22 protein-coding genes are annotated in these 21,338 nt (G+C 43.2%); 14 read left to right on the top strand and 8 right to left on the bottom strand.

Features of this window, described 5'->3' with window-relative positions:
* The first annotated feature begins 25 nt into the window (after positions 1-25).
* From QME03_RS10060 to glgP, 3 genes are all read left to right on the top strand, one after another.
* A complete protein-coding gene (locus QME03_RS10060; protein WP_070720746.1) occupies positions 26-667 on the top strand; it encodes an HAD family hydrolase in 642 nt (213 codons plus the stop codon).
* A 227-nt stretch (positions 668-894) separates the two neighbouring features.
* Positions 895-2,562, top strand: coding sequence for a glycogen/starch synthase (locus QME03_RS10055; protein WP_281724278.1), 1,668 nt, complete (start codon positions 895-897; stop codon positions 2,560-2,562).
* 38 nt (positions 2,563-2,600) lie between these two features.
* A complete protein-coding gene (glgP, locus tag QME03_RS10050) occupies positions 2,601-5,162 on the top strand; it encodes an alpha-glucan family phosphorylase (RefSeq protein WP_281724277.1) in 2,562 nt (853 codons plus the stop codon).
* Positions 5,163-5,549: 387 nt separating this feature from the next.
* On the opposite strand, the gene QME03_RS10045 is transcribed toward glgP, so the two are convergent.
* The 8 genes from QME03_RS10045 to QME03_RS10010 all read right to left on the bottom strand — a co-directional run bounded on the left by QME03_RS10045 (position 5,550) and on the right by QME03_RS10010 (position 13,545).
* Complete coding sequence (locus QME03_RS10045) at positions 5,550-6,461, bottom strand: sugar phosphate nucleotidyltransferase (protein WP_025815173.1); 912 nt, start codon at positions 6,459-6,461, stop codon at positions 5,550-5,552.
* Positions 6,462-6,636: 175 nt separating this feature from the next.
* Positions 6,637-7,302: a phosphatase PAP2 family protein gene (locus QME03_RS10040; protein WP_025815172.1), complete on the bottom strand. Its 666-nt coding sequence runs from the start codon at positions 7,300-7,302 to the stop codon at positions 6,637-6,639.
* Positions 7,303-7,310: 8 nt separating this feature from the next.
* Complete coding sequence (locus QME03_RS10035; RefSeq protein ID WP_084614315.1) at positions 7,311-9,176, bottom strand: LTA synthase family protein; 1,866 nt, start codon at positions 9,174-9,176, stop codon at positions 7,311-7,313.
* A 293-nt stretch (positions 9,177-9,469) separates the two neighbouring features.
* Complete coding sequence (locus tag QME03_RS10030; protein WP_110369945.1) at positions 9,470-10,036, bottom strand: anthranilate synthase component II; 567 nt, start codon at positions 10,034-10,036, stop codon at positions 9,470-9,472.
* 38 nt (positions 10,037-10,074) lie between these two features.
* Positions 10,075-10,794: a phosphoribosylanthranilate isomerase gene (locus tag QME03_RS10025; RefSeq protein ID WP_025815170.1), complete on the bottom strand. Its 720-nt coding sequence runs from the start codon at positions 10,792-10,794 to the stop codon at positions 10,075-10,077.
* Positions 10,795-10,829: 35 nt separating this feature from the next.
* A complete protein-coding gene (locus QME03_RS10020) occupies positions 10,830-11,330 on the bottom strand; it encodes a dihydrofolate reductase (RefSeq protein ID WP_025815169.1) in 501 nt (166 codons plus the stop codon).
* Positions 11,331-11,350: 20 nt separating this feature from the next.
* Complete coding sequence (locus tag QME03_RS10015; protein ID WP_025815168.1) at positions 11,351-12,145, bottom strand: thymidylate synthase; 795 nt, start codon at positions 12,143-12,145, stop codon at positions 11,351-11,353.
* Positions 12,142-13,545 carry a methyltransferase RsmF C-terminal domain-like protein gene (locus QME03_RS10010; RefSeq protein ID WP_025815167.1) on the bottom strand — a complete coding sequence of 468 codons (1,404 nt, stop codon included), beginning with the start codon at positions 13,543-13,545 and terminating at the stop codon, positions 12,142-12,144. Before QME03_RS10010 ends, QME03_RS10015 begins: the two co-directional genes overlap by 4 nt.
* Before the next feature lie 108 nt (positions 13,546-13,653).
* Between QME03_RS10010 and QME03_RS10005 the strand changes: the two genes are divergently transcribed.
* The 11 genes from QME03_RS10005 to QME03_RS09955 all read left to right on the top strand — a co-directional run bounded on the left by QME03_RS10005 (position 13,654) and on the right by QME03_RS09955 (position 21,177).
* Entirely contained in the window at positions 13,654-14,322 is a 669-nt protein-coding gene (locus QME03_RS10005) for a DUF6249 domain-containing protein (protein WP_025815166.1), read from the top strand.
* A 6-nt stretch (positions 14,323-14,328) separates the two neighbouring features.
* On the top strand, positions 14,329-14,874 hold the full coding sequence (locus QME03_RS10000) for an RNA polymerase sigma factor (protein ID WP_170116105.1): 546 nt from the start codon (positions 14,329-14,331) through the stop codon (positions 14,872-14,874).
* A complete protein-coding gene (locus QME03_RS09995) occupies positions 14,858-15,202 on the top strand; it encodes a DUF5056 domain-containing protein (RefSeq protein WP_025815164.1) in 345 nt (114 codons plus the stop codon). The genes QME03_RS10000 and QME03_RS09995 overlap by 17 nt, the downstream gene beginning before the upstream one ends.
* A 183-nt stretch (positions 15,203-15,385) precedes the next feature.
* Complete coding sequence (locus tag QME03_RS09990) at positions 15,386-16,249, top strand: sigma-70 family RNA polymerase sigma factor (RefSeq protein WP_025815163.1); 864 nt, start codon at positions 15,386-15,388, stop codon at positions 16,247-16,249.
* A gap of 90 nt (positions 16,250-16,339) precedes the next feature.
* Positions 16,340-16,747, top strand: coding sequence for a hypothetical protein (locus tag QME03_RS09985; RefSeq protein ID WP_374188376.1), 408 nt, complete (start codon positions 16,340-16,342; stop codon positions 16,745-16,747).
* A 135-nt stretch (positions 16,748-16,882) separates the two neighbouring features.
* Positions 16,883-17,764: a hypothetical protein gene (locus tag QME03_RS09980; protein WP_025815161.1), complete on the top strand. Its 882-nt coding sequence runs from the start codon at positions 16,883-16,885 to the stop codon at positions 17,762-17,764.
* Complete coding sequence (locus tag QME03_RS09975; protein ID WP_025815160.1) at positions 17,740-18,225, top strand: S24/S26 family peptidase; 486 nt, start codon at positions 17,740-17,742, stop codon at positions 18,223-18,225. Before QME03_RS09980 ends, QME03_RS09975 begins: the two co-directional genes overlap by 25 nt.
* A 35-nt stretch (positions 18,226-18,260) precedes the next feature.
* Positions 18,261-18,530 (top strand): PqqD family protein, encoded by a 270-nt coding sequence (locus QME03_RS09970; protein WP_110369927.1) that lies wholly within the window; start codon positions 18,261-18,263, stop codon positions 18,528-18,530.
* 298 nt (positions 18,531-18,828) lie between these two features.
* Positions 18,829-20,262, top strand: coding sequence for a right-handed parallel beta-helix repeat-containing protein (locus tag QME03_RS09965; protein WP_025815158.1), 1,434 nt, complete (start codon positions 18,829-18,831; stop codon positions 20,260-20,262).
* Between the two features lie 21 nt (positions 20,263-20,283).
* On the top strand, positions 20,284-20,766 hold the full coding sequence (gene cdd / locus QME03_RS09960) for a cytidine deaminase (RefSeq protein ID WP_025815157.1): 483 nt from the start codon (positions 20,284-20,286) through the stop codon (positions 20,764-20,766).
* A gap of 234 nt (positions 20,767-21,000) precedes the next feature.
* Entirely contained in the window at positions 21,001-21,177 is a 177-nt protein-coding gene (locus QME03_RS09955; protein WP_170116106.1) for a PG1828 family lipoprotein, read from the top strand.
* The last annotated feature ends 161 nt before the right edge of the window (positions 21,178-21,338 follow it).

The raw sequence follows: 21,338 nt of genomic DNA, 5'->3' as shown, positions 1-21,338 counted from the left end.
GATTTTCCTTTAAAACATAGAGAATATGAGTTACAAAAAAGCAGCTCTTTTTGATTTGGATGGTGTTGTTTTCGACACAGAACCACAGTATACAGCGTTTTGGAGCACCGTGTTCGCACGCCATTATCCCAACGAACCCCAATTGGCCACCAGCATTAAAGGACAAACGTTGACATGGATTTACGAGCGTTACTTTGCTGACAAACCCGATTTGCAGAATAAAATAACGGCAGAACTTAACACATTCGAGCGCAATATGCAGTTTGAGTATGTACTTGGTTTTGAGGATTTCATTGCCCAATTGCATCAGCTTAAAGTTAATACGGCCGTTGTTACAAGCAGCAACAAAGAAAAAATGCAGCAGGTTTATGACCAACATCCCAACTTTAAGGCACTTTTCGACCACGTTTTCACGGCCGAAGACTTTGCCAAAAGCAAGCCCGACCCCTATTGCTATCTGCTTGGAGCAAGCTATTTCGGGGTGAGGCCCACCGAGTGTGTGGCTTTCGAAGATAGTACTAGTGGCTTTAAATCTGTTAAGTCGGCTGGTATGCCGCTTGTGGGACTGGCCACTTCAAACCCCGTTGGGGTGATAAATCAATATACTAAGGTGATTATCCCCAACTATCTTCAAGCCAGTTTCACCGACTTGTGCAATCAGTTGTAAGGAGTGTGGCTTGTGTCGGCAGGCTATAGCACCTTGTTATATGCGCATTTTGAACATAAGGGAGGCCGAATACATCCCAGTTGTGGGCTTTCTAACACAAGCCCTAATGTGCATTTGCCCACCCAATCTAAATCAAGTATATACCAACTTTTAGCAAATTAATGAACTATAACTTGGGCGTTGTCTAAAATTTATGCTATCTTTGCAATAATATTTTATATATATAAATGAATAGAAAAAAGCTATTCCCCGACTATATTCTAGAATCAAGTTGGGAAGTATGTAACAAGGTTGGCGGGATTTACACGGTTCTTTCTACACGGGCACGGACTTTACAGACGGCAATGCCCGACAGGATAATCTTCGTAGGGCCGCTCTTGAATGGAGAGAACACAGGTTTTCAGGAAGTGAATAGCCTTTATGCCGATTGGGTAAAGCAAGCTCGGACGGATGGCTTGAACGTTAAGGTGGGCCGTTGGGATGTTCCTGGCTCGCCTGTTGCTGTGTTGGTAGATTTTCAACCCTTCTTTTCGGAGAAAGATAAAATATATACGGAGCTGTGGGAAGACTTCCAAGTGGACAGTTTGCACGGCTATGGAGATTACGACGAGGCGTCGATGTTCTCGTATGCTGCGGCCAAAGTGGTAGAGAGTTTCTGCCGTTACCAAGTGGAAAATAACGAAAAAGTGGTGTATCATGGTAACGAATGGATGGCCGGATTGGGCCTGTTGTACGTAAGAAAGCACCTTCCAGAGGTTGCAACCATCTTTACAACCCACGCAACAAGCATCGGACGCAGTATTGCCGGCAATAACAAACCCCTCTACGAGTATCTGTTTGCCTACAACGGAGACCAAATGGCCGACGAATTAAACATGCAAAGCAAGCATTCGATAGAGAAACAAACGGCATGGAACGTGGATTGTTTTACCACCGTTAGCGACATAACGGCCAACGAATGTCGCGAATTGCTTGATAAAGTAGTTGATGTAGTGTTGCCTAATGGCTTTGAAGACGACTTTGTGCCTAAAGGAAGTGCATTTACGGCCAAGAGAAAACGTGCACGTGCAGAAATGCTTCGTGTGGCCAACTGTCTCACTGGCGACTTATTCGGCGAGGATACACTCATTGTTTCAACCAGTGGACGTTACGAATTTAGAAACAAAGGCATCGACGTGTTTATTGATGCCATGAACCGCTTGCGCTTTGATGAACGCCTAAACAAGAAGGTTGTGGCTTTTGTTGATGTGCCAGCATGGGTGGGGAGTGCTAGAGAAGATCTTGCCGAAAGACTTAATGCATCGCCCAACACTGTTTTCGATACTCCGCTGCCATGCCCTATGCTTACCCATTGGCTGCATAACATGGAGCACGATAACGTCTTGACAATGTTGCGAGCGCTTGACTTTGCAAACAATAAACAAGATAAGGTGAAGATTATTTTCGTGCCTTGTTATCTCAATGGTAACGATGGCATTTTCAATATGCCTTATTACGACCTCATACTGGGTAACGACATCTGCGTCTATCCTTCGTATTACGAGCCTTGGGGTTACACTCCACTTGAAGCTGTGGCGTTCTCCATCCCTTGTGTTACCACCGATTTGGCTGGTTTTGGCATTTGGGCACAACAGGTTTTGGAAGCTGATAAAGCAGAAAACAACCTCTCCAATGGTGTAAAGGTTGTGCACCGCACTGATTACAACTACCACGAGGTGGCCGACGAAATAAAGGATGCGGTGGCAAATTATGCCTTGCTGCCTAAAACAGCGGTAACAAAAGCTAGAGAAAAAGCCAAAAGCCTTTCGAAAAAAGCGCTTTGGAAAAAGTTCATTGCCTATTATAATGAGGCCTATCACATGGCACTGACAAAGACAGAAGAGAGAACCAAATAAGAGAAATAAAAACATTATTCAATATTGAACTGAGAATTATGAAGATTAAAGCCGATTATTCAAATGCTCCGGTGTGGAAAGAACTTTCTATTAAGTCGCGACTGCCAGAAGAGCTGAAATGTCTGGACGAGCTTTCACACAATATGTGGTGGGCTTGGAACTACGAAGCACGCAATATGTGGAAAAGCCTAGACGAAACACTTTACGAGAAAGTGGGGCACAATCCCGTGATGTTGCTTGAGAGATTGAGCTACGACCGTAAGGAAGAAATCGTGAAGGACAAGGCCTTGATGAAGAAAGTGAAGGATGTTTACGCCATGTTCCGTAAGTATATGGATGTGAAACCCGATAGCAAACGCCCTTCGGTGGCCTATTTTAGCATGGAATATGGTATCAACCAAGTAGTGAAAATCTACTCGGGTGGATTGGGTATGCTTGCCGGAGACTACCTGAAAGAGGCTTCAGACAGCAATGTTGACATGTGTGCTGTTGGTTTCTTGTACAGATATGGCTACTTCAAGCAATCACTAAGTATGGACGGACAGCAGATTGCTAATTACGATGCGCAGAACTTTAACTCGCTTCCTCTTGAAAGACAGCTTGATGCAGAAGGCAATCCTGTGGTTGTTGAGGTTCCTTATATGAACTATATGGTTCACGCATACGTGTGGAGAATGAACGTTGGACGCATTAGCCTCTACTTGCTTGACACGGATAACGAGCTGAATTCTGAATACGATCGTCCCATTACGCATGCTCTTTATGGTGGTGATAACGAGAACCGCTTGAAACAAGAAATCCTCTTGGGTATGGGTGGTATCTTAACGTTGAAGAAACTGGGTATCAAAAAGCAGATTTATCACTGCAATGAGGGTCATGCTGCGCTCTGTAACTTGCAACGTTTGTGTGATTATGTTGATGGCGGTATGCCTTTTAATGAGGCTATGGAACTTGTTCGTGCCTCTTCGCTCTACACCGTTCACACGCCAGTACCTGCCGGACACGATTATTTTGACGAGAATTTGTTTGGCAAATACATGGGTGGATATCCTTCAAGATTGGGTATTTCGTGGGACGAATTTATCGGTATGGGGCGCGAAAATCCTGAAAACCACGACGAACGTTTCTGTATGTCGGTGTTCGCATGCAACACTTGCCAAGAAGTTAACGGCGTTAGCCGCTTGCATGGTTGGGTTAGCCAAAAAATGTTCTCTCCAATTTGGAAGGGTTATTATCCAGAAGAAAACCATGTGGGTTATGTAACCAATGGTGTACACTTGCCTACTTGGACCGCAACCGAATGGCGTAAACTCTACGATAAACACTTCGACCCATCGTTTATGGGTGACCAAAGCAACGAAAAGATTTGGCATGCCATCTATAATGTAGACGACGAGGAGATTTGGAACACGCGCATGGCGTTGAAAAAGAAGCTTGTTCGCTTTATCCGTGAGATGTTTACAGAGACTTGGCTCAAAAACCAAGGTGACCCTTCACGCGTTGTTTCGCTGCTCGAACGCATCAACCCCAACGCGCTGATGATTGGCTTCTGCCGTCGTTTTGCTACCTACAAACGTGCGCACTTGCTCTTTACCGACCTCGAGCGCTTGTCTAAGATAGTTAACGACCCTGAACATCCCGTGTTGTTCTTCTTCTCTGGAAAGGCTCACCCCGCAGACGGTGCAGGACAAGGACTTATCAGACGCATCTTTGAAATTAGCCAACGCCCTGAGTTCTTAGGTAAGATTATTTTCTTGGAAGACTATGATATGCAGCTGGCTCGTCGCTTGGTATCAGGTGTAGATATCTGGATGAATACCCCAACTCGCCCCTTAGAGGCTTCGGGTACTTCGGGAGAGAAGGCCGAACTAAACGGTGTTGTTAATCTCTCTGTGCTTGACGGATGGTGGGTTGAAGGTTATCGCGAAGGCGCAGGATGGGCTTTGGACGAGAAACGTACCTATCAGAACCAGGAATATCAAGACAAACTAGATGCTGCCACCATCTACGGTCTGCTCGAAAACGAGATTATTCCGATGTACTATAAAAAGAACAAGAAGGGATATAGTGAAAAGTGGATTCAGGTTATTAAAAACTCTATCGCCACAATTGCACCTCACTATACGATGAAGCGTCAACTTGACGATTATTTTGATAAGTTCTACAATCGTCAGGCTAAACGTTCAGCCCAACTATTGGCCAACAATAACGAGCTGGCTAAGAAGATTGCTACCTGGAAAGAGGCTGTTGCTGAACGATGGGATGGTATACATGTGGTTTCAAAAGAAACATCGTTCTTGGAAAATGGTGGCGAAACAGGTATGAAATATACAATTCGCTACGTGATTGACGAACAAGGATTGGACGATGCTGTTGGCCTTGAACTGGTGTCGTTGAAGAGCGAACATAGCGATTCCGACCGTGAAGTGTACAGCACTCATCAGTTTAAGATGGTTAAACGTGAGGGAAATCTCTTCACATTCGAAGCAGAAATTGAGCCTTCTAACGCAGGTACATATAGAACTTGTGTGAGAATGTACCCCAAAAACGACCTTCTACCACATCGTCAAGACTTTGCTTACGTTAAATGGCTAGACTAATATTTGCGAGACTTATCAACTAGATAAGAGACCAAATTAACAATAACGGGTTTTGTTCTCTCGCTTTTGCGGTTGGGCAAAGCCCGTTTTTTATAGTCTTGTCTAGGAGTAGGGTTTGTTCTAAGGGTTGAATTCGTGACGTTTGTACACAAATAGAACAGACGTTTAAGTTCTTCAGAATGTTTGTTTTGCACAACAATACAAATGGTATTGTGACGACATAAAAAGTTAAAAGCTATCTTTGGGTATACCATATAGAGGCAAACGGCCAAAGATAGCTTATGTTATAAAGTGGTAAGTGGGCGAGAAAAGCAGTAATACCGAATTTAATTCCAAGCCCAAACGTTACCATTGGTTACCGCCTTATTGGCAGTTAATCAAGTATTCTTAGAACAATTTTGAGGGATAAACGCCTTCGTTAACCAGCGATTGAATGCGTTCAACAGTACCTTCGCGGTCGGCTGAATAGGTAACGCCAAACCATTTGCTTGTGGTGTCGAGCACTTTCACTGTTGCAGTTTTATCGTTTACCAGTTTATTAACCATCAGCGGGATAAAGAATTCAGCTTTTAAGTTGGTGCGATTTTTCTCATCGGCCAAGAAATCTTTGAAGTATTTTTCGCTATAGTCGAAGTAGTCGGGACTGAAACCCCACATGTTCATCGACACGGGCGTGTTGTCTTCAATGGCCACCCATTGTCCTTCTTCGTCTTTATAGCTCACTTTACCCTCAACACGCATAATCTCGGTGCGTTCAACCACAGTGGTGAGCAAACCGTTTTCGTCTGTAGAGCAAACGCCACGAGCCACAGTACCGTTTTCGCTAAGCGTGTTTCCAACGCGGAAACCTACCATTGCATAGGCGTTCTTGCTGTTCTCGGGAAGTTCGGAGAGAAACTTGCCTATTACCATGAATGAGTCGCGATTGTAGAAATCGTCGCAGTTGATAACGCAGAAAGGCTCTTTTATAACATCTTTAGCCATCATTACAGCGTGGTTTGTTCCCCAAGGCTTTTCTCTTCCTTCAGGAACAGCGTAGCCTTCGGGTAAAGCATCTAAGCTTTGGAATACCAGTTCGGCAGGTATATGTCCCTCGTATTTAGAGAGAACTTTCTCTTTGAACTCCTTTTCGAAGTCTTTGCGTATTACAAAGACAATTTTTCCAAACCCTGCCTTGATGGCATCGTAGATAGAATAGTCCATGATGGTTTCGCCGTTAGGGCCTAGTCCATCAAGTTGTTTGAGGCCACCATAACGACTTCCCATACCGGCGGCGAGTAATAATAGTGTTGGTTTCATTGTTTACCTGTTATGTTATTTGTTATGCAAATGTACTGAAAAAGATTGAAACGCCAAGCATGAGTGCTTCTGTTTAGTCTTTCTTTATTATATTTTGTGGCTAATGTGTTATGTATCATACTAATGTGGCGTAACAATTTCTCAAATTACGCTTAGCCAAACATCGTTCTACAATTTAGCTTTCGCACACTTGCACCGCTGAAATAATTAAGATTAAAGCGAAACTTGCAGTTACTGCCATGTTGATGTATGCTGTTTGTTTGGCGTCTTTTAAATCAGAAAGGTTGAAAAAGCGATTTGCCAAGCTGTAAAGCATATACGAAACGCCACTTCCCCATATTGCACCTACGAGTAAATCACCTGGATAATGAACACCTAAATAAGCCCGGCTGTAGCACATAATTATGGCCCAAGCGTAGAGAAAGCATGCAAGCGCTTTGTTGCGGAATATCAAATAGATGATGGTGGCTAACATAAACGAGTTTGAAGCATGACAAGAAGGGAATCCATAGCTGCCACCCCTGTAGTTGTCTACAAGGTGAACAAGATGGCTAATGCCACTACCAGGCTGCGAGGGGCGTGGCCTATTGAATAACGGGCGAATGTATTCGGAAACAAAGAAATCTGAGAAAAACAACCCCAATCCGATAGTTGCAAGGATGATGAGGAGTTTAGGCTTGAAGCTAACACGAAGAGTGAGCACCACCAAGATGCAAGCGTACATCGGAACCCAAATCCATTTGCCCGTTACAAGGCTCATGAAATGGTCGAAGAATGTTGAATGAAAGCTGTTAAGCCATAGTAAAATGGCCGCGTCTAAGTTGTTGAGGGTTGTTATCATTTATGTTGTTATCGCTTGGAAATGTCGTCGTAGAGCTTCTGCAGGTATGCTTTGGCATAGGGCAGGTTGGCTCCTGGCGTCTTTCCGTTATCCAGAATAGTTTTATTTGTTTCACAGTTAAAGAACACTGTGTTGTCGTTTGTCTTCATCATGAACGCATTGGGCACTGTTGAGAACGCGAAATGTGGCACGTTGGGGTTGAGCATGTCTTTGCTAAAGGTGAACTCGTTGTACGAAATTCCAAGCTGCGACAAGAGTGTTGCTGCTATATCAGCTTGCGAACCATATGTGGCTATATGCCCTTTGGCCTTCAGTGCACCGCCAATAAGGAGTAGGGGGATATGGTAACGTTCAGGTGTGTAGTTGTCCAGGTTCTCTGGATAACATCCCTGATGGTCGGGAACTAATACAACGAGGGTGTTTTTCCACATTGGTAGTTGTTTTAGAGCATTGACAAACTTACCTAGACAGTTGTCGGTATAGGCAAATGCGTTCAGTATCTTATTGTTCAGCTTATTATATGGCACGTCGTAAGGCTCGTGGCTGCTGCTTGTTTGTATCACGGTGAGATGCGCAGCGTTGGCGTCTTGTTGTTTAATGTCGACCAAAGCCCGCTCAAACACATACTCATCGGGCACACCCCATTTGCTTAATCTTAATTTAAGCGGAAAGTCAGCATCAGAGATTAGATCTTCGAAACCGGCTGTTGTGACGAAAGAACGCATATTTGTGAAGTCTGCATCTCCGCCATAATAGTATTTAAGTTGATATCCTGCTTTTTTTAGTTTTTGTGGGAACATCGGTAAACTCCCCGTTTTGTTAGGGAATTTCATGATGCTCATGGTGGGTTGGGCAGGATAGCCAGCTAGTATGGAAGCCAATCCGCGGTCGGTTCTGAAGCTGTTGGCGTAGAAATTGGTGAACAATACGCCTTCGTTTGTCCACTTATCCATGTTTACAGCCACGTTAGGTGTACCGCCCATAGATTTCATGATATGCGCTGAAAAGCTTTCTAATACCACCAAAATGATATTGGGCTTGTTGGTATTTAGCATTTTAAACACCGCATCAGTTCCTCCTTTAGCACTGTTGTCCCTGATTTTTGCGAATAGCTTATTGGCCTCTGTTTCGGTGAAAAAACGATATTGGTCTTGAGTGTTTTCGTCGTTAATTAGCGAAGTGAGTAAACTAAAGCAGGGATTAATGGCCGCGTGGTTTAGTTTTTGGTTTTCGCTGAAGTACACTCTACCTAGGTTCATGGTTGAAGTTCCTAAGCTTCCACGAATGGGAATGAACAACAATCCCAACATAACAATCATAATGGCGGATGCAATGAGCCTGTCTTTGGCAATGCCTTTGCTCTCGGGAAGCCTTCCTAAAGCTTTCACCAAAATGAAGAATAGTGCGGATATGAGGATGAGTAGCATCGCGACGCCGAACACAATCCACCACGTTGAAACAGACGCTAGCGCGTCTTTTGGAGAACTGAAGAAGTAGAAAAAGGGCGTGGAGTCTATTCGGAAGTGCCAATAATCGTAGAGAATGGCATCTGTGCAATAGATTACACTCAACACGAGCGCTGCAAAAAATAAATAGGTTCTGTGCAGGCCGCGAATTAAAGTGGGGTTCAACCAAATGGAAATTAGTGCCAGTAGGGCAGGGATGATGGTGAAATAACCAGCTACTGATAAGTCCATGGGCAGGCCGTGCCAAATAACGGCCATATAATCGCTCAAAGTACAATCACTGAAAGAACTGTGATTGTAGAACATGAACACAGGTTTAAGGATTACCGAGATTGCGGTAAACATTACCAAGGTTAGAATTACATTTCCAACTAGGCGCCATTTGTAGTGTTGTTGTTTTCTCGTCATAAGTTCAGGCAAGCTTAAGGTTTTTATACCAGTTGCTCCATTAAATGGTTGTTTTAGTGTTTGGATGTCATGATAGTGGGGCTCGTGGTATTCATAAAGTCCTTTATTTTAATACAAAGGTATGATTTATTTTATAAATAACCTCGTTTTAAAGACGAAATATGCTTTTTTGAATAAAATATTAAATTGATGTTGGTAATTAATTGCTTTATTTTTGCTTATATGATTGTCGATAATCTTTTTATTAATAGCTAGTTATATTCTTGTCTGAGTTGTTTTTTGATGAAAAGTAATTAGTCATTATATAACCAGTTGTTGACGATGGTTTTGCCCTCGGGCGTTAAAATGCTTTCGGGATGAAACTGTATGCCGTGCAATTTTAAGTGCTTGTGGCGGATGCCCATCACCAATCCGTCGTCACTTAGGGCTGTTATCTCTAATGGAGGACAGACGCTTTCGCGTGTTACGACCCAACTATGATATCTACCCATGGCCACTTTGGCGGGTAATCCTTTGAAAATGGGGTCGTTACCAAGGTTTAACCCAATGGTTGAAAGACCATGACAGACTGTAGGGAGATTGGTAAGACTGGCGCCATAAGCCAAGGCTATGGCTTGATGACCAAGACAAACTCCCAGTATGGGTTTGATGGAGGCATAGGTTTTTATCACGTCCATAGTCTTGCCTGCTTCTTCAGGAAGGCCAGGACCTGGGCTAAGCACAATTTTATCAAAGTTTTCTAGCTGGACCAGATCCAAATTATCGTTCTTCAATACCGTTACATTTGCCCCCAAACTTGCAATGAGATGTACAAGATTGTATGTGAATGAGTCGTAGTTGTCGATGATAACTATATTCATGGTTTTCTTTTGTGTTACGCCTTTTGTTGTGTATGTTATCATCTAAAGGCTCTAATGGCTTCTACATAACTTTTCAATGCGACCATGTCTTTACGCCCATTTTCTAATTCGAACTGCGTATCAAGATCGATACCTGCAAACAAGGGGTGAGCAATGTCCTTAATTAATAAGGTGTCGAAGGGGGCATTGGGTTTGCTTATTAAAAAAGGTGTGATGCCAGAGTATACAGAAAGCAGTTGGTTGAGTGGCGAATTTTTGTCGCCAGTGGCTTGATATTCGGCTTCTTCAGCAGTGATATGAAAAAGTAGCAGGTCGGCATTACCCTCGTATTCGGTGGTTTTGGCCAGGTCGGCTATCGAGGTGATGTTAATCTTTTTAATAAGTCTGATGCTCTTTTGTATGTCGGGGTCGATAGTGCGTCGTAGGTTTTCGAGCGTCACAGCAGGTTCGTCTCCGTTAAGTTGCACATAATTAAGGTCGTAGTTATATACGCGTGTTACAATGTTTTGAGGCATATCATCGGCAAAAGCGCCCACACGACTAATCCTACGTGAATGTGGTTGTAGGTTGTTATTATGCTTACTAAGCGTGCGAAGACGCTCTTCGCTGAAGTCGGGGATGATACCTGCTTGTGATGAGATCATCCTTACGTATCGTTTGCTTTGGGGAATGAAGTCGAATCCAAGAAGGTCGACGCCCAAAAGCGAAGCCTCTTTGATGTCGTCGGCATGATGCATGCCACTAATCTTGATTATCATACGTTTGCGTGTAAATGTATTTAGTGTGTTTGAGATTAGTCGATAGCGAGCGTTGTCGGTCGTTCGTAGTCGGCAAAACAATAGTCAAACTGATGCTTCTCGTCTTTCTTATGACATTCGCAAGCAGTTTGCACCCAGCCATCGTAACATGGAAAGAACGCATCTGCTTCCTTAGGCGTATCGACTACTTCGGTTAAAAGAAGTCTATTAGCAATGTCTATAGCTTCGTTATAAAGCTTAGCGCCACCTATTATATATACGTCTTCGTTAGCATCGCAACTTTGTAATGCATCGTGTAAGGAAGAAAAACAGTCGCAGCCAGGGAAAACGGTTTGAGTGGTGCTCAACACCACATTCCTTCTATTAGGCAATGCCCCTTTGGGTAGCGAAAGAAAGGTGTTTCGACCCATGATAATAGTGTGGCCAGTGGTAAGGGCCTTGAAGCGCTTTAAATCGTTGGGCAACCAGTATATCAGTTTGTTTTGATAGCCAATGGCATTGTTTTGCGCCACAGCAGCAATAACGTTTATCTGCATAACTTGATGTATTAAGAAGCTTACACCGATACTTCGGCCTTGATATGAGGAAGAGGGTTGTAACCTTCGAGGGTGAAATCGTCGTATTTAAAGTCGAAAATACTTGTTACATTAGGGTTAATTACCATCTTGGGCAATGCTCGAGGGACGCGCTGAAGCTGCTCTTTAGCTTGTTCTAGATGGTTTAGGTAAAGATGCGTGTCGCCTGTTGTGTGGATAAAGTCACCAGGTTGCAGACCGCAAACCTGGGCCATCATCATGGTTAAGAGTGCATACGAGGCGATGTTAAATGGCACACCGAGGAACGTATCGGCCGAACGCTGATACAATTGCAAGCTTAATTTGCCGTCGGCAACATAGAATTGGAATAAGCAATGGCAGGGGGGGAGAGCCATTTGGTCAACTTCTGCCACATTCCATGCGCTCACTATCATGCGTCGCGAGTCGGGATTATTCTTCAAAGCATTCACAATGCCTTGAATTTGGTCGATGTGTCCACCATTATAATCAGGCCAAGAACGCCATTGATGCCCATAAACAGGGCCCAGTTCGCCGTTTTCGTCGGCCCATTCGTTCCAAATTCTCACACCATTTTCTTGAAGATATTTCACGTTTGTGTCTCCATTGAGAAACCAAAGCAATTCGTGAATAATGGATTTGAGGTGCAACTTCTTCGTAGTGAGCAACGGAAAGCCCTCTGCGAGGTTAAAACGCATTTGGTGTCCGAAAACACTTAAGGTTCCCGTTCTAGTGCGATCTTCCTTGCGCGAGCCCTCGGTTACGATGCGTTGAAGCAAGTCTAGATATTGTTTCATTTTAATTTTATAATCTGTTGAGGTTGCGGTATGTGCGTGCTTTTTATGCGCCACTCTTGTGGATAGAGGTTGTTGGCGCGGTTGCCTATGTTTTTTACAAAGCCCAAAGGCATGTCTTTATGGGTTACCAGTACGTATCCACGTGGCGTTTCGTTGGGAAGAGCGATGGCCTCGCGCCTTAAAAAAGCGATGGCTGAGGAGTAATCTAGCTCGCATTGGGTAAAAGCACCATCAGCTAAAGCAATGGAGAGGGCTAGGGCAGGGTGCGGAATAAGGTCTTTACCCTTAGAGGTGGCCAATCCCACTCCCGCGTGGACGATGCGTAAAGCCTCACAAGCTTTATCGAATACGCTAACCCATTGGTTGGGAATGGCATAGATATTGCTGTTTATTAGGCGTATCGAGCAATCATAATCTGCTTTAAGCCATTGTGGAATATCGGGCATTTTAGGCTTTGTCGGTATGTTTTTGCTTAGGCGTTTTATTCGCTCTTCGCGAGACAAGTGGTGTTCGTGCCTTTTTCTAAGCACGCATAAGAAAAGGCCTTCTCCCTTGGATGAGCCTGGGATAAACCTACAAGCAGGAATGTCTGAGCCAATGCTACCAGTGATGTTCCATTCGTAAGGAATGGGCGGGAGGTCGAAATCGGCACCAAACTCTTGTTCAATCCACTCCACGTTGCGTTCGTTCTCTTTGTCGTTAAAAGTGCAAGTAGAGTAAATCAGTAATCCGCCAGGCTTAAGGCAGGGCCAAATGTCGGAAATAATTTCCCGTTGCAATCGCCAGCAATGTTCCACATTTGCTTCGCTCCATTCGGCAATAGCACCAGCATCTTTTCTGAACATACCCTCGCCCGAGCAAGGCACATCGGCTAAGATGACATCGAATTGCAAGCCACTTTTGCGGTAGTCTGCAGCAAAATTGTTTGTAACCACCATGTCGGGGTGTCCAAACTTCTGGACGTTTTCAGCCAATATGTTTGATCTTTGTGGCATTGGCTCGTTGCAGAAGAGCAAGCTTCCTTTCGGCAGAACGCTCCTTAAAGCTGTAGACTTACCGCCAGGGGCAGCACATAGGTCGAGCATTGTAATGGGGATATGTATCAATTGGCTAACTATCCATGCCACAAACATCGACGATGCCTCTTGCACATAATATGTGCCTGCATGAAATAGAGGGTCGAAAGTGAAGTTGGGGCGCCCAGACAGATAAAAGCCATTGCTGGCCCAGGGCACTTGACCATCAGCATTGCATACCTCGGTGATCCCGCTTAAGGTTTTAAACGGGTTTAATCTTAGGCTCACGGGAGGTTCTTCGAGTAACGCGGAAGCCATTTTATCATAGCGTTCGCTGCCCATCAAAGCCCGTGTGTAAGTGATGAAATCTTGTGGTAGCACCATGTAAATTCGTCTTTAGCGAGTACAAATATATGTTTTTTTTTCATCCTCTGCAACTAAATCGTGTTTGTTTGCGTCTTATATACGTAAAAACGATAAAACAACAACACAATGAAGAAATATCTTTTGGCGTTTTCCATGCTGTTTCTAGTCGGAGTCTCGGTTATGGATGCCACCCCTAAGCACCGACATCGCCACGGCGCAGCCACTGTTAAGGTTATGGAAGACAGTGCTTCTTCTGCCATTCATGTGTATTCTGATACCACGTCTTTTAGCGATATAGATGAGGATGATGCTAATAGTATCCAGGTGCTTGCAGAGTATGATGATGATGATGACATCGATAATCCTCTTGACCTCTTAAAATATCTTTCAAGGTTAGGTGGTCCCAGCGGAACTATCTTAGGTGTCTTTATTATCATTTGCAGTTTTCTCTTCTTGGTTGCACCTTTCTTTGTATTTGTTTTTATCTTATACTATTTGATAAAACGACACAACGACCGTGTGAAAATGTCAATGAAAGCAATGGATATGGGGCAGTTGCCACCAACACATAATGCTTCCTCCTTTTCAGAAAGCGATGAGGTGTTGTGGAGAAAAGGTGTGAAGAATACGGCTGTCGGACTGGGTTTAGCTTTGATGTTTATAATGTTTCGTGCCAAGCCATTGGTGGGCGTGGGTCTATTGGTACTCTGCTACGGACTCGGGCAGGTGTATATGGCACGCGTTTCTCGTAAAAAACGCGAAAACAACGATATTGATAATCATCCTGAATTTTAAATAAACGTGACTGCGCTAAACGATAATACCCTAGTTGCCATGGCGGCTGAACAACACAACCGAAAAGCTTTTAACGAGCTGGTTGTGAGGTATCAGTCGCCCATTAGGCGTTTCTTTCTCAATCAAACGTTGGGAAACGAAGCGCTTAGCGACGACCTGGCTCAGGATACATTCGTGAAAGCTTATCTCAATATCACTAAATTCAGGGGCGATGCGTCTTTCTCGACATGGCTCTATCGTATTGCTTACAATGTGTTTTACGATAGCACACGTAACAGTAAACACACCGAAGACTTAGAAACGGCGGAGGTGAGCAGGCGAAACGCAGAAAATTCCGACACAACTGTCTCGCTTGACATCTATGCTGCATTGAATACGCTGAATAATTACGAACGAACTTGTTTAACTTTGCAGCTGATGGAAGGCCAGCCAATCGACAAAATCGCCGAGATAATGGGCATGGCTGCAGGTACCGTGAAGTCGCATTTGTTCAGGGGTAAAGATAAAATGACACGATACTTAAAAGAAAATGGATATGACAGAAAGAGATGACGACTTGTTGAAACACTTCTTTGAAGAGCACAAACAAGAATTAACAGACAACGGCTTCTCTGCACAAGTGATGAAGAAGCTGCCTCGTTCGCCCATCCAAACCTATAACAGGCTGTGGACATTCTTCTGTTGTATGGTTGGGTTGGCCTTTATATTGTTTACAAGAGGTTGGGAATTGGCAATACAAGTGGCTAGAAATGCGGGCGTGTTGTTCTTCGACGCCCTTCTCGGTGTGAATCTTTCGGGCTTTACACCTTTAGTTTTGTTCGGAGGTATGCTCACCATTATTGGCGTAACAATTTACAATCTCAGTTTGCTTAAAGACTGACAACATCGTTGTTGCATACCAAGTAGGCAACACAAAAAGCACTAAAGGCAGGCAATAAAATTGTCTGCCTTTTCTGCTGTGTATAAAGAAGATGTAGATAGATAAGCAAAAAAAGGCAAAAAGATTTGTGAATGTGCTTCAAAGTCATTAAATTTGCATACAAGCATATAAAAGTAACGCTTAATGAGACAGCTGAAAATCACGAAATCGATAACGAACAGGGAGAGTGACTCGCTGGACAAGTACCTGCAGGAGATTGGACATGAAGAACTAATCTCTGTGGAAGAGGAAGTTGAATTGGCACAACGCATCAAAAAAGGAGACAGAAAAGCCTTGGAGAAGCTAACCAAAGCCAACTTGCGATTTGTTGTGTCTGTTGCCAAACAATATCAAAACCAGGGACTTAGCCTACAAGATCTCATTAACGAAGGTAATGTGGGACTCATAAAAGCTGCTGAAAAGTTTGACGAAACGCGTGGTTTTAAGTTTATTTCTTACGCCGTGTGGTGGATAAGGCAAAGCATTTTGCAAGCTATTGCAGAACAAAGTCGCATTGTTCGTTTGCCAGTAAATCAAGTGGGCTCGGTAAATAAAATTAATAGGATACTTAATAAGTTCGAACAAGAAAACGAACGCAGGCCCAGCATTAACGAGATAGCAGAGAAAACCGACTTGCCAGAAGACAAGATTGAGGATGCTATCAAGGTAACTGGCAGGCATGTTTCCGTGGATGCACCATTTATGGACGGGGAAGACAATAGCTTGCTTGACATGATGGCCAATCACGACACTCCAAGTGTTGACAACGAATTGGTGAAAGAGTCGTTGCGAGCTGAGATTGCAGAGGCTCTGCAATTCTTAAATGAACGCGAGCGTAACGTTGTTGAGGCTTTCTTCGGTATCAATCAAATGGAAATGACGCTCGAAGAAATTGGGGATAAGTACGGACTAACGCGCGAAAGAGTGCGCCAAATAAAAGAAAAGGCCCTTCGAAAACTCAGGAACAACACTAAGAACAAAATGCTAAAGTCTTATCTGGGACAGTAAAGCGAGTGCGCTGCACTAATAAATAGGGTAGAGTGGGGCTAGTGTGGCCTCTCTCAATAGGATAAAAGCAGTGATTCTGCCATATAAATAATGATGAAACAATTAAAAAAATATTTTTTTGCAGCAACATTCTTGCTGACATTGGCCACAACGGCCCAAGCCAAACTGGTGCAAACCAAGGTTTATATCTTTGGAATGGCTGCTTCGTTTAACGACTCAACATCTTACATTACCGATGTGCAAGAGGTTGATGCTTGGATTAACGATAAGGGAAATTTCCTCTATAGTAGGGAGAATTATTCGTATCAACTTCGCGACTTTTTGCAGTCGCAAGGCTTTGTAAATCCCACTTGCATCACTTGCTTTGCCCTTTCGCGAAAGAAAGCCGAAAAGAAATATGCCACGCTGTTAAAGAAAAATGCTGCTAAAGGCGACGCTAATTTGCGCTACCTCAACGCTAAAGATTTTAAATACGCAGCCGTAGCACCCGAGAAATAATGCCACTAGTCTAAATTCCCTCAATTGATGTGCTGGTAAATAAATTGGGATGTTGTGTTTAAGGTTTTGGCGAAGCTTGGTGTTAACCTTGCAACGCTGGCACAGCACGCACTTATACGGAGAAGAAGAGCAACGATGAGTCATAATTTTATAATCGCAGAACATGGGGTGAGCATTATTTTTGAAAATGCAACTCCCAATGATGGAACACTTATACAGTCGATGGACCCTTTTAGGGTGAATGATGAACCGAAAAACTTGCTTTTGAAGCTGTTTGTTACTAACGACTTGCAGCCTATTTCGCCAGAAGATACAGAGCTGATAAGGGATATCGACACAGGCAACGGCATGACCTTAGTAGACGTATTGCCATCGGGCGGTTACCAATTTCATATCAGAAATGTTCAAGGCAATTTATGTTGCCTGCTTCATACGAACAAAGATTTCTCGATTTGCAGATGTAAATTAGAGGGTGATTTCACCATGCGTAACTTTGGTTTAAATAATGCATTGATGCTATCGTATGCTTTTGCAGGTTCGTTTCAACAGACGTTGCTTATCCATGCCTCGCTCGTGCGACATCAAAATAAGGGCTATGCTTTTACAGCTAAGAGTGGAACAGGAAAAAGTACTCACGTTAGTCTGTGGTTACGCTATATTCCTGATTGCGACTTGATGAACGATGATAATCCCATTGTTCGCGTCATCGATGGAAAACCCTATATATATGGTAGTCCGTGGAGTGGTAAAACGCCTTGCTATCGTAACATAAAGGCCGAACTTGGTTCAATCTCGCGTATCGACCGAGCCAAAGAAAACAGTGTGGAACAGATGAGGCCTATCGAGGCTTTTGCTTCGTTGCTTCCGTCGTGTTCTACAATGAAATGGGATAAAGCCGTGTTTAATAACACTGTTGAAATCATCACTAAGATAATAGAGACCTCTAAAGTATACACCATTCATTGCTTACCCAATAAAGACGCAGCGCTGTTATGTCAACAAACCATAGCGAAATAAGAGAACTTGAGTTTGAAAACGCTCGGTTCTTGCCCGAAGTAATACGCTTCTTGGATGAAGGACATACTGTCACCCTTGGGTTAAAGGGATATAGCATGCGCCCTTTCTTAGAGCATAAGCGAGATAAGGCTTTGCTTAGCAGACCCACAACGCTACAAAAAGGTGATGCGGTGTTGGCTGAGATTGCTCCTGGTGTTTTTGTGTTGCATCGTATAGTAAAAATTGAAGGGGATGACATAACCCTACGAGGCGATGGCAATTTGGCCATCGAACGGTGCAAAAAGACTGATGTTAAGGGGTTCGCTTTGGGCTTTTATAGAAAAGGAAGAGAGAAAATAGACAAAACCAACAGTCTTAAATGGCGCATTTATTCGGCCCTATGGACAACCTTGTTGCCGATGCGTAGATATCTGTTGGCTTTTTACTCACGAATTTGGATACGTCTGTTTGGCCCAATCTAAGGGTACAAACGTACGTAAACACAGTATAATGGATTATGAAAAAAAAAGTAGGATTTAATTTGCGCTCCATCTGTGGCGAGCATATTATTGTGGCTGAAGGTAAAGAAAATATCGACTTTAGCAAGATTATCAGCATGAACGAAACCTCTGCTTATCTTTGGGAAGCTTTAGAAGATAAAGAGTTTACGGCTGACACTTTGGCAAACTTGCTTACCGAGCAATACGAGGTGGAGTTTGAGACGGCTCTTAAAGACTGCAGCGAACTGCTTGTTAATTGGCAAGAGGCCGGAATTATCGAGGCTTAAGCTGCCCAACGATAATTGTTGACAACCTAATTAGTTTACATCTGTAATCCTAGTTCTAAAATACATCAAGGTGTTTTTTAGAACTAGCTTTTCTTTTGTTTGCTTATTTCTTTTCTTTGCGCTTTAGAAAACCCAATTATTCACAAGGACAAGCGGTGTGTCTATCTACTCATGATTTTCTTTATCAAGAGACTGATACACAATCTTCATCCATAGATAAAAGGAAATACAGCAAGGCGCAGCGTATTTCTTTTGTCTCTACCAACAATATTTTTTCTTGTTAGACGTTATAAGGTATATGAAAGTAAAGTACACCCTATTTATTGTCGCTATCATCAGTTTGTTTATATCGTGCTCCGATGAAGATTTTTCAACATCTTCTTCGGTCTCTCCACTTTATTTTTCTGTCGATACGGTAGACATGGACACTGTTTTTGCCAACGTTCCTAGCTCAACGCGTAGTTTTTGGGTGTATAATCGCTCCCAAAATAATGTACGCTTATCTAGCGTAAGGTTAGTGGGTGGCAATCAACATGGCTTTCGGGTAAACGTTGGCGGTACTTATCTGAGTGCTGAATCGGGCTTTCAAACAAGTGATTTAGAAGTGAGGAAGAACGATAGTGTGCGGGTTTTTGTAGAGCTCACTTCCCCAAAAGCCACCACCGAAGGCATGACTTTGATTGAAGATAAATTGGTTTTTAGTCAGTTGGTGGCTATGGAACAGCGTATGTTGCTACGTGCACGTAGCTGGAAAGCTCGCCAAGTATACAATTTACGCATACGTAGAGACACCATTATATCAGGCGAAAGTCCGATAATTGTTTATGGTGGCATACGTGTAGATAGTGCAGCAACACTAACTATTGCCCCTGGTACAAAGTTGTTTTTTCATGATAAGGCTGGTATAGATGTGTATGGGCGCTTGTTGGTGAAGGGAACGGCCAATGCCAATGTGACACTGAGAGGTGATAGATTGGATAAAATGTTCAGCTATCTGCCATACAGTCGTGTGAGTGGACAATGGGCAGGTATACGCATTTACGAACATTCGTATGGCAATGAATTTGAAAACATGGACCTTTATGGTGCTTTCGATGGGCTAAGATTAGACTCTTCAGACGTTTCACGTCCGAAACTTACCTTAAAAGCATCAACAATTCATAATTGTCAGGGCTATGGGATATTGGCAGAACAATGCCTGATGGAGATGCAAAACTGTCAAATATCCAATACACAGAACGATTGTGTGCGGATAAATGGTTGTAAAGCCGCACTAACACACTGCACCCTGGCGCAGTTTTATCCTTTTGCAACAGAAAGGGGAGCGGCTTTGTGGATAACGTTTGACAAGTACCCGCTGGTTACCTGCTTGCTTCAGAATTGTCTTATAACAGGTTATGCCAACGATGTGGTGATGCTAGGAAAGGAAGAAAAAGAAAAAGGGGTGTTGATTACATTTAGAGATAGTCGTATCCGAATGCCTAAAATAGACCTGCCTTATGTTAATGCCACGTTCGACAACATTGTTTACGAACAGCCCACAGATACCGCATTCTCGCCTAAAAATACTTTTATGACGTTCGATGACAAGAACCTTTACTATGATTTTAGGTTGAAAAAGGGTAGTGGGGCAATTAATGCTGGCAATGCATTGTGGACTTTACCCACTGATAGATTGGGTAAGTTGCGCGACGCAAAACCAGACTTAGGGGCTTATGAGTATGCAGAATAAAAAACAATCACATTATATAATATGAGAACATTAGACCTTAACATCCTTATTCGCGAATTTGTTTTCGAAGAAATGACTGATGCCGACCGCCAATTGCTTGAGCAGGCAAAACAGGCTACAGATAATGCCTATGCCAAGTATTCCAATTTCTACGTGGGCGCAGCAGCATTGTTAGATGATGGAAGCGTGGTTATTGGTTCAAATCAAGAAAATGCAGCATTTCCATCAGGCCTGTGTGCCGAACGTTCGGCCATCTTTGCTGCCCAATCACATTATCCCACAAAGTCGGTAAACACGTTAGCCATAGCTGCTCGCAATGAAAACGGCTTTCTTTCAAATCCAATTAGTCCTTGCGGAGCGTGCAGACAGGTGATGTTAGAGATTGAAGAAAGATATAAGCATCCCGTAAGAATTCTTCTCTATGGAACGAGTCGTGTTTTCGAAATTTCATCGGTAAAAGACCTTCTTCCGCTTTCTTTTGTGGACGCACACATGCATGAATAAGTCTTCGCTTTGTAACGATGAAATGGATGATAAAGGGGGATGACGTCTAAAGAAACCTTTGCGAATGCAATTTTAACACTTTTGTAATTCGTTGTATTGCAGGTGTTTATGAAAAAGTTACAAGATAAGGCTAAAAAAAATCATAAAAAATAGTTCGTGGTATTAGAAAAATGCCTACCTTTGCAATGTTTTAATAAACAAATGATTGTTTTACAGATTTAAAAAGCAAAGAAAATGAAAAAATTAGTTTTGGCTTTCGTAGCTATTGCAGCCGTATCTTTCGCATCTTGCAACGACAAAAAGAATGCTCCCGCAGCTAACAATGACACTGCTGCTGTTGACACTGCTGCTGTTGACACTGCTGCTGCCGCTGCTGATTCAGCTGCTGCTGACACTGCTGCACACATGTAATTTCTACGTAAAGTGAAATGAGAGAACTGGCGCATCCTTAGGGTGCGCCTTTTTCGTATTTGTAGTTTGCGTTTCTAGGCTTTTGTTGGCTTATTTAGGTTTTATTGGGTCAGTCCTAAAACCCAGTTGTAAGTCCTTCCCCCTCATGCACATAATTTCAT

It is taken from the genome of Hoylesella shahii (assembly GCF_937990675.1).
Lineage (GTDB): Bacteria > Bacteroidota > Bacteroidia > Bacteroidales > Bacteroidaceae > Prevotella > Prevotella shahii.
Note: the sequence above shows the minus strand (reverse complement) of the source record. Positions and strands in the feature narration are given on the sequence as shown.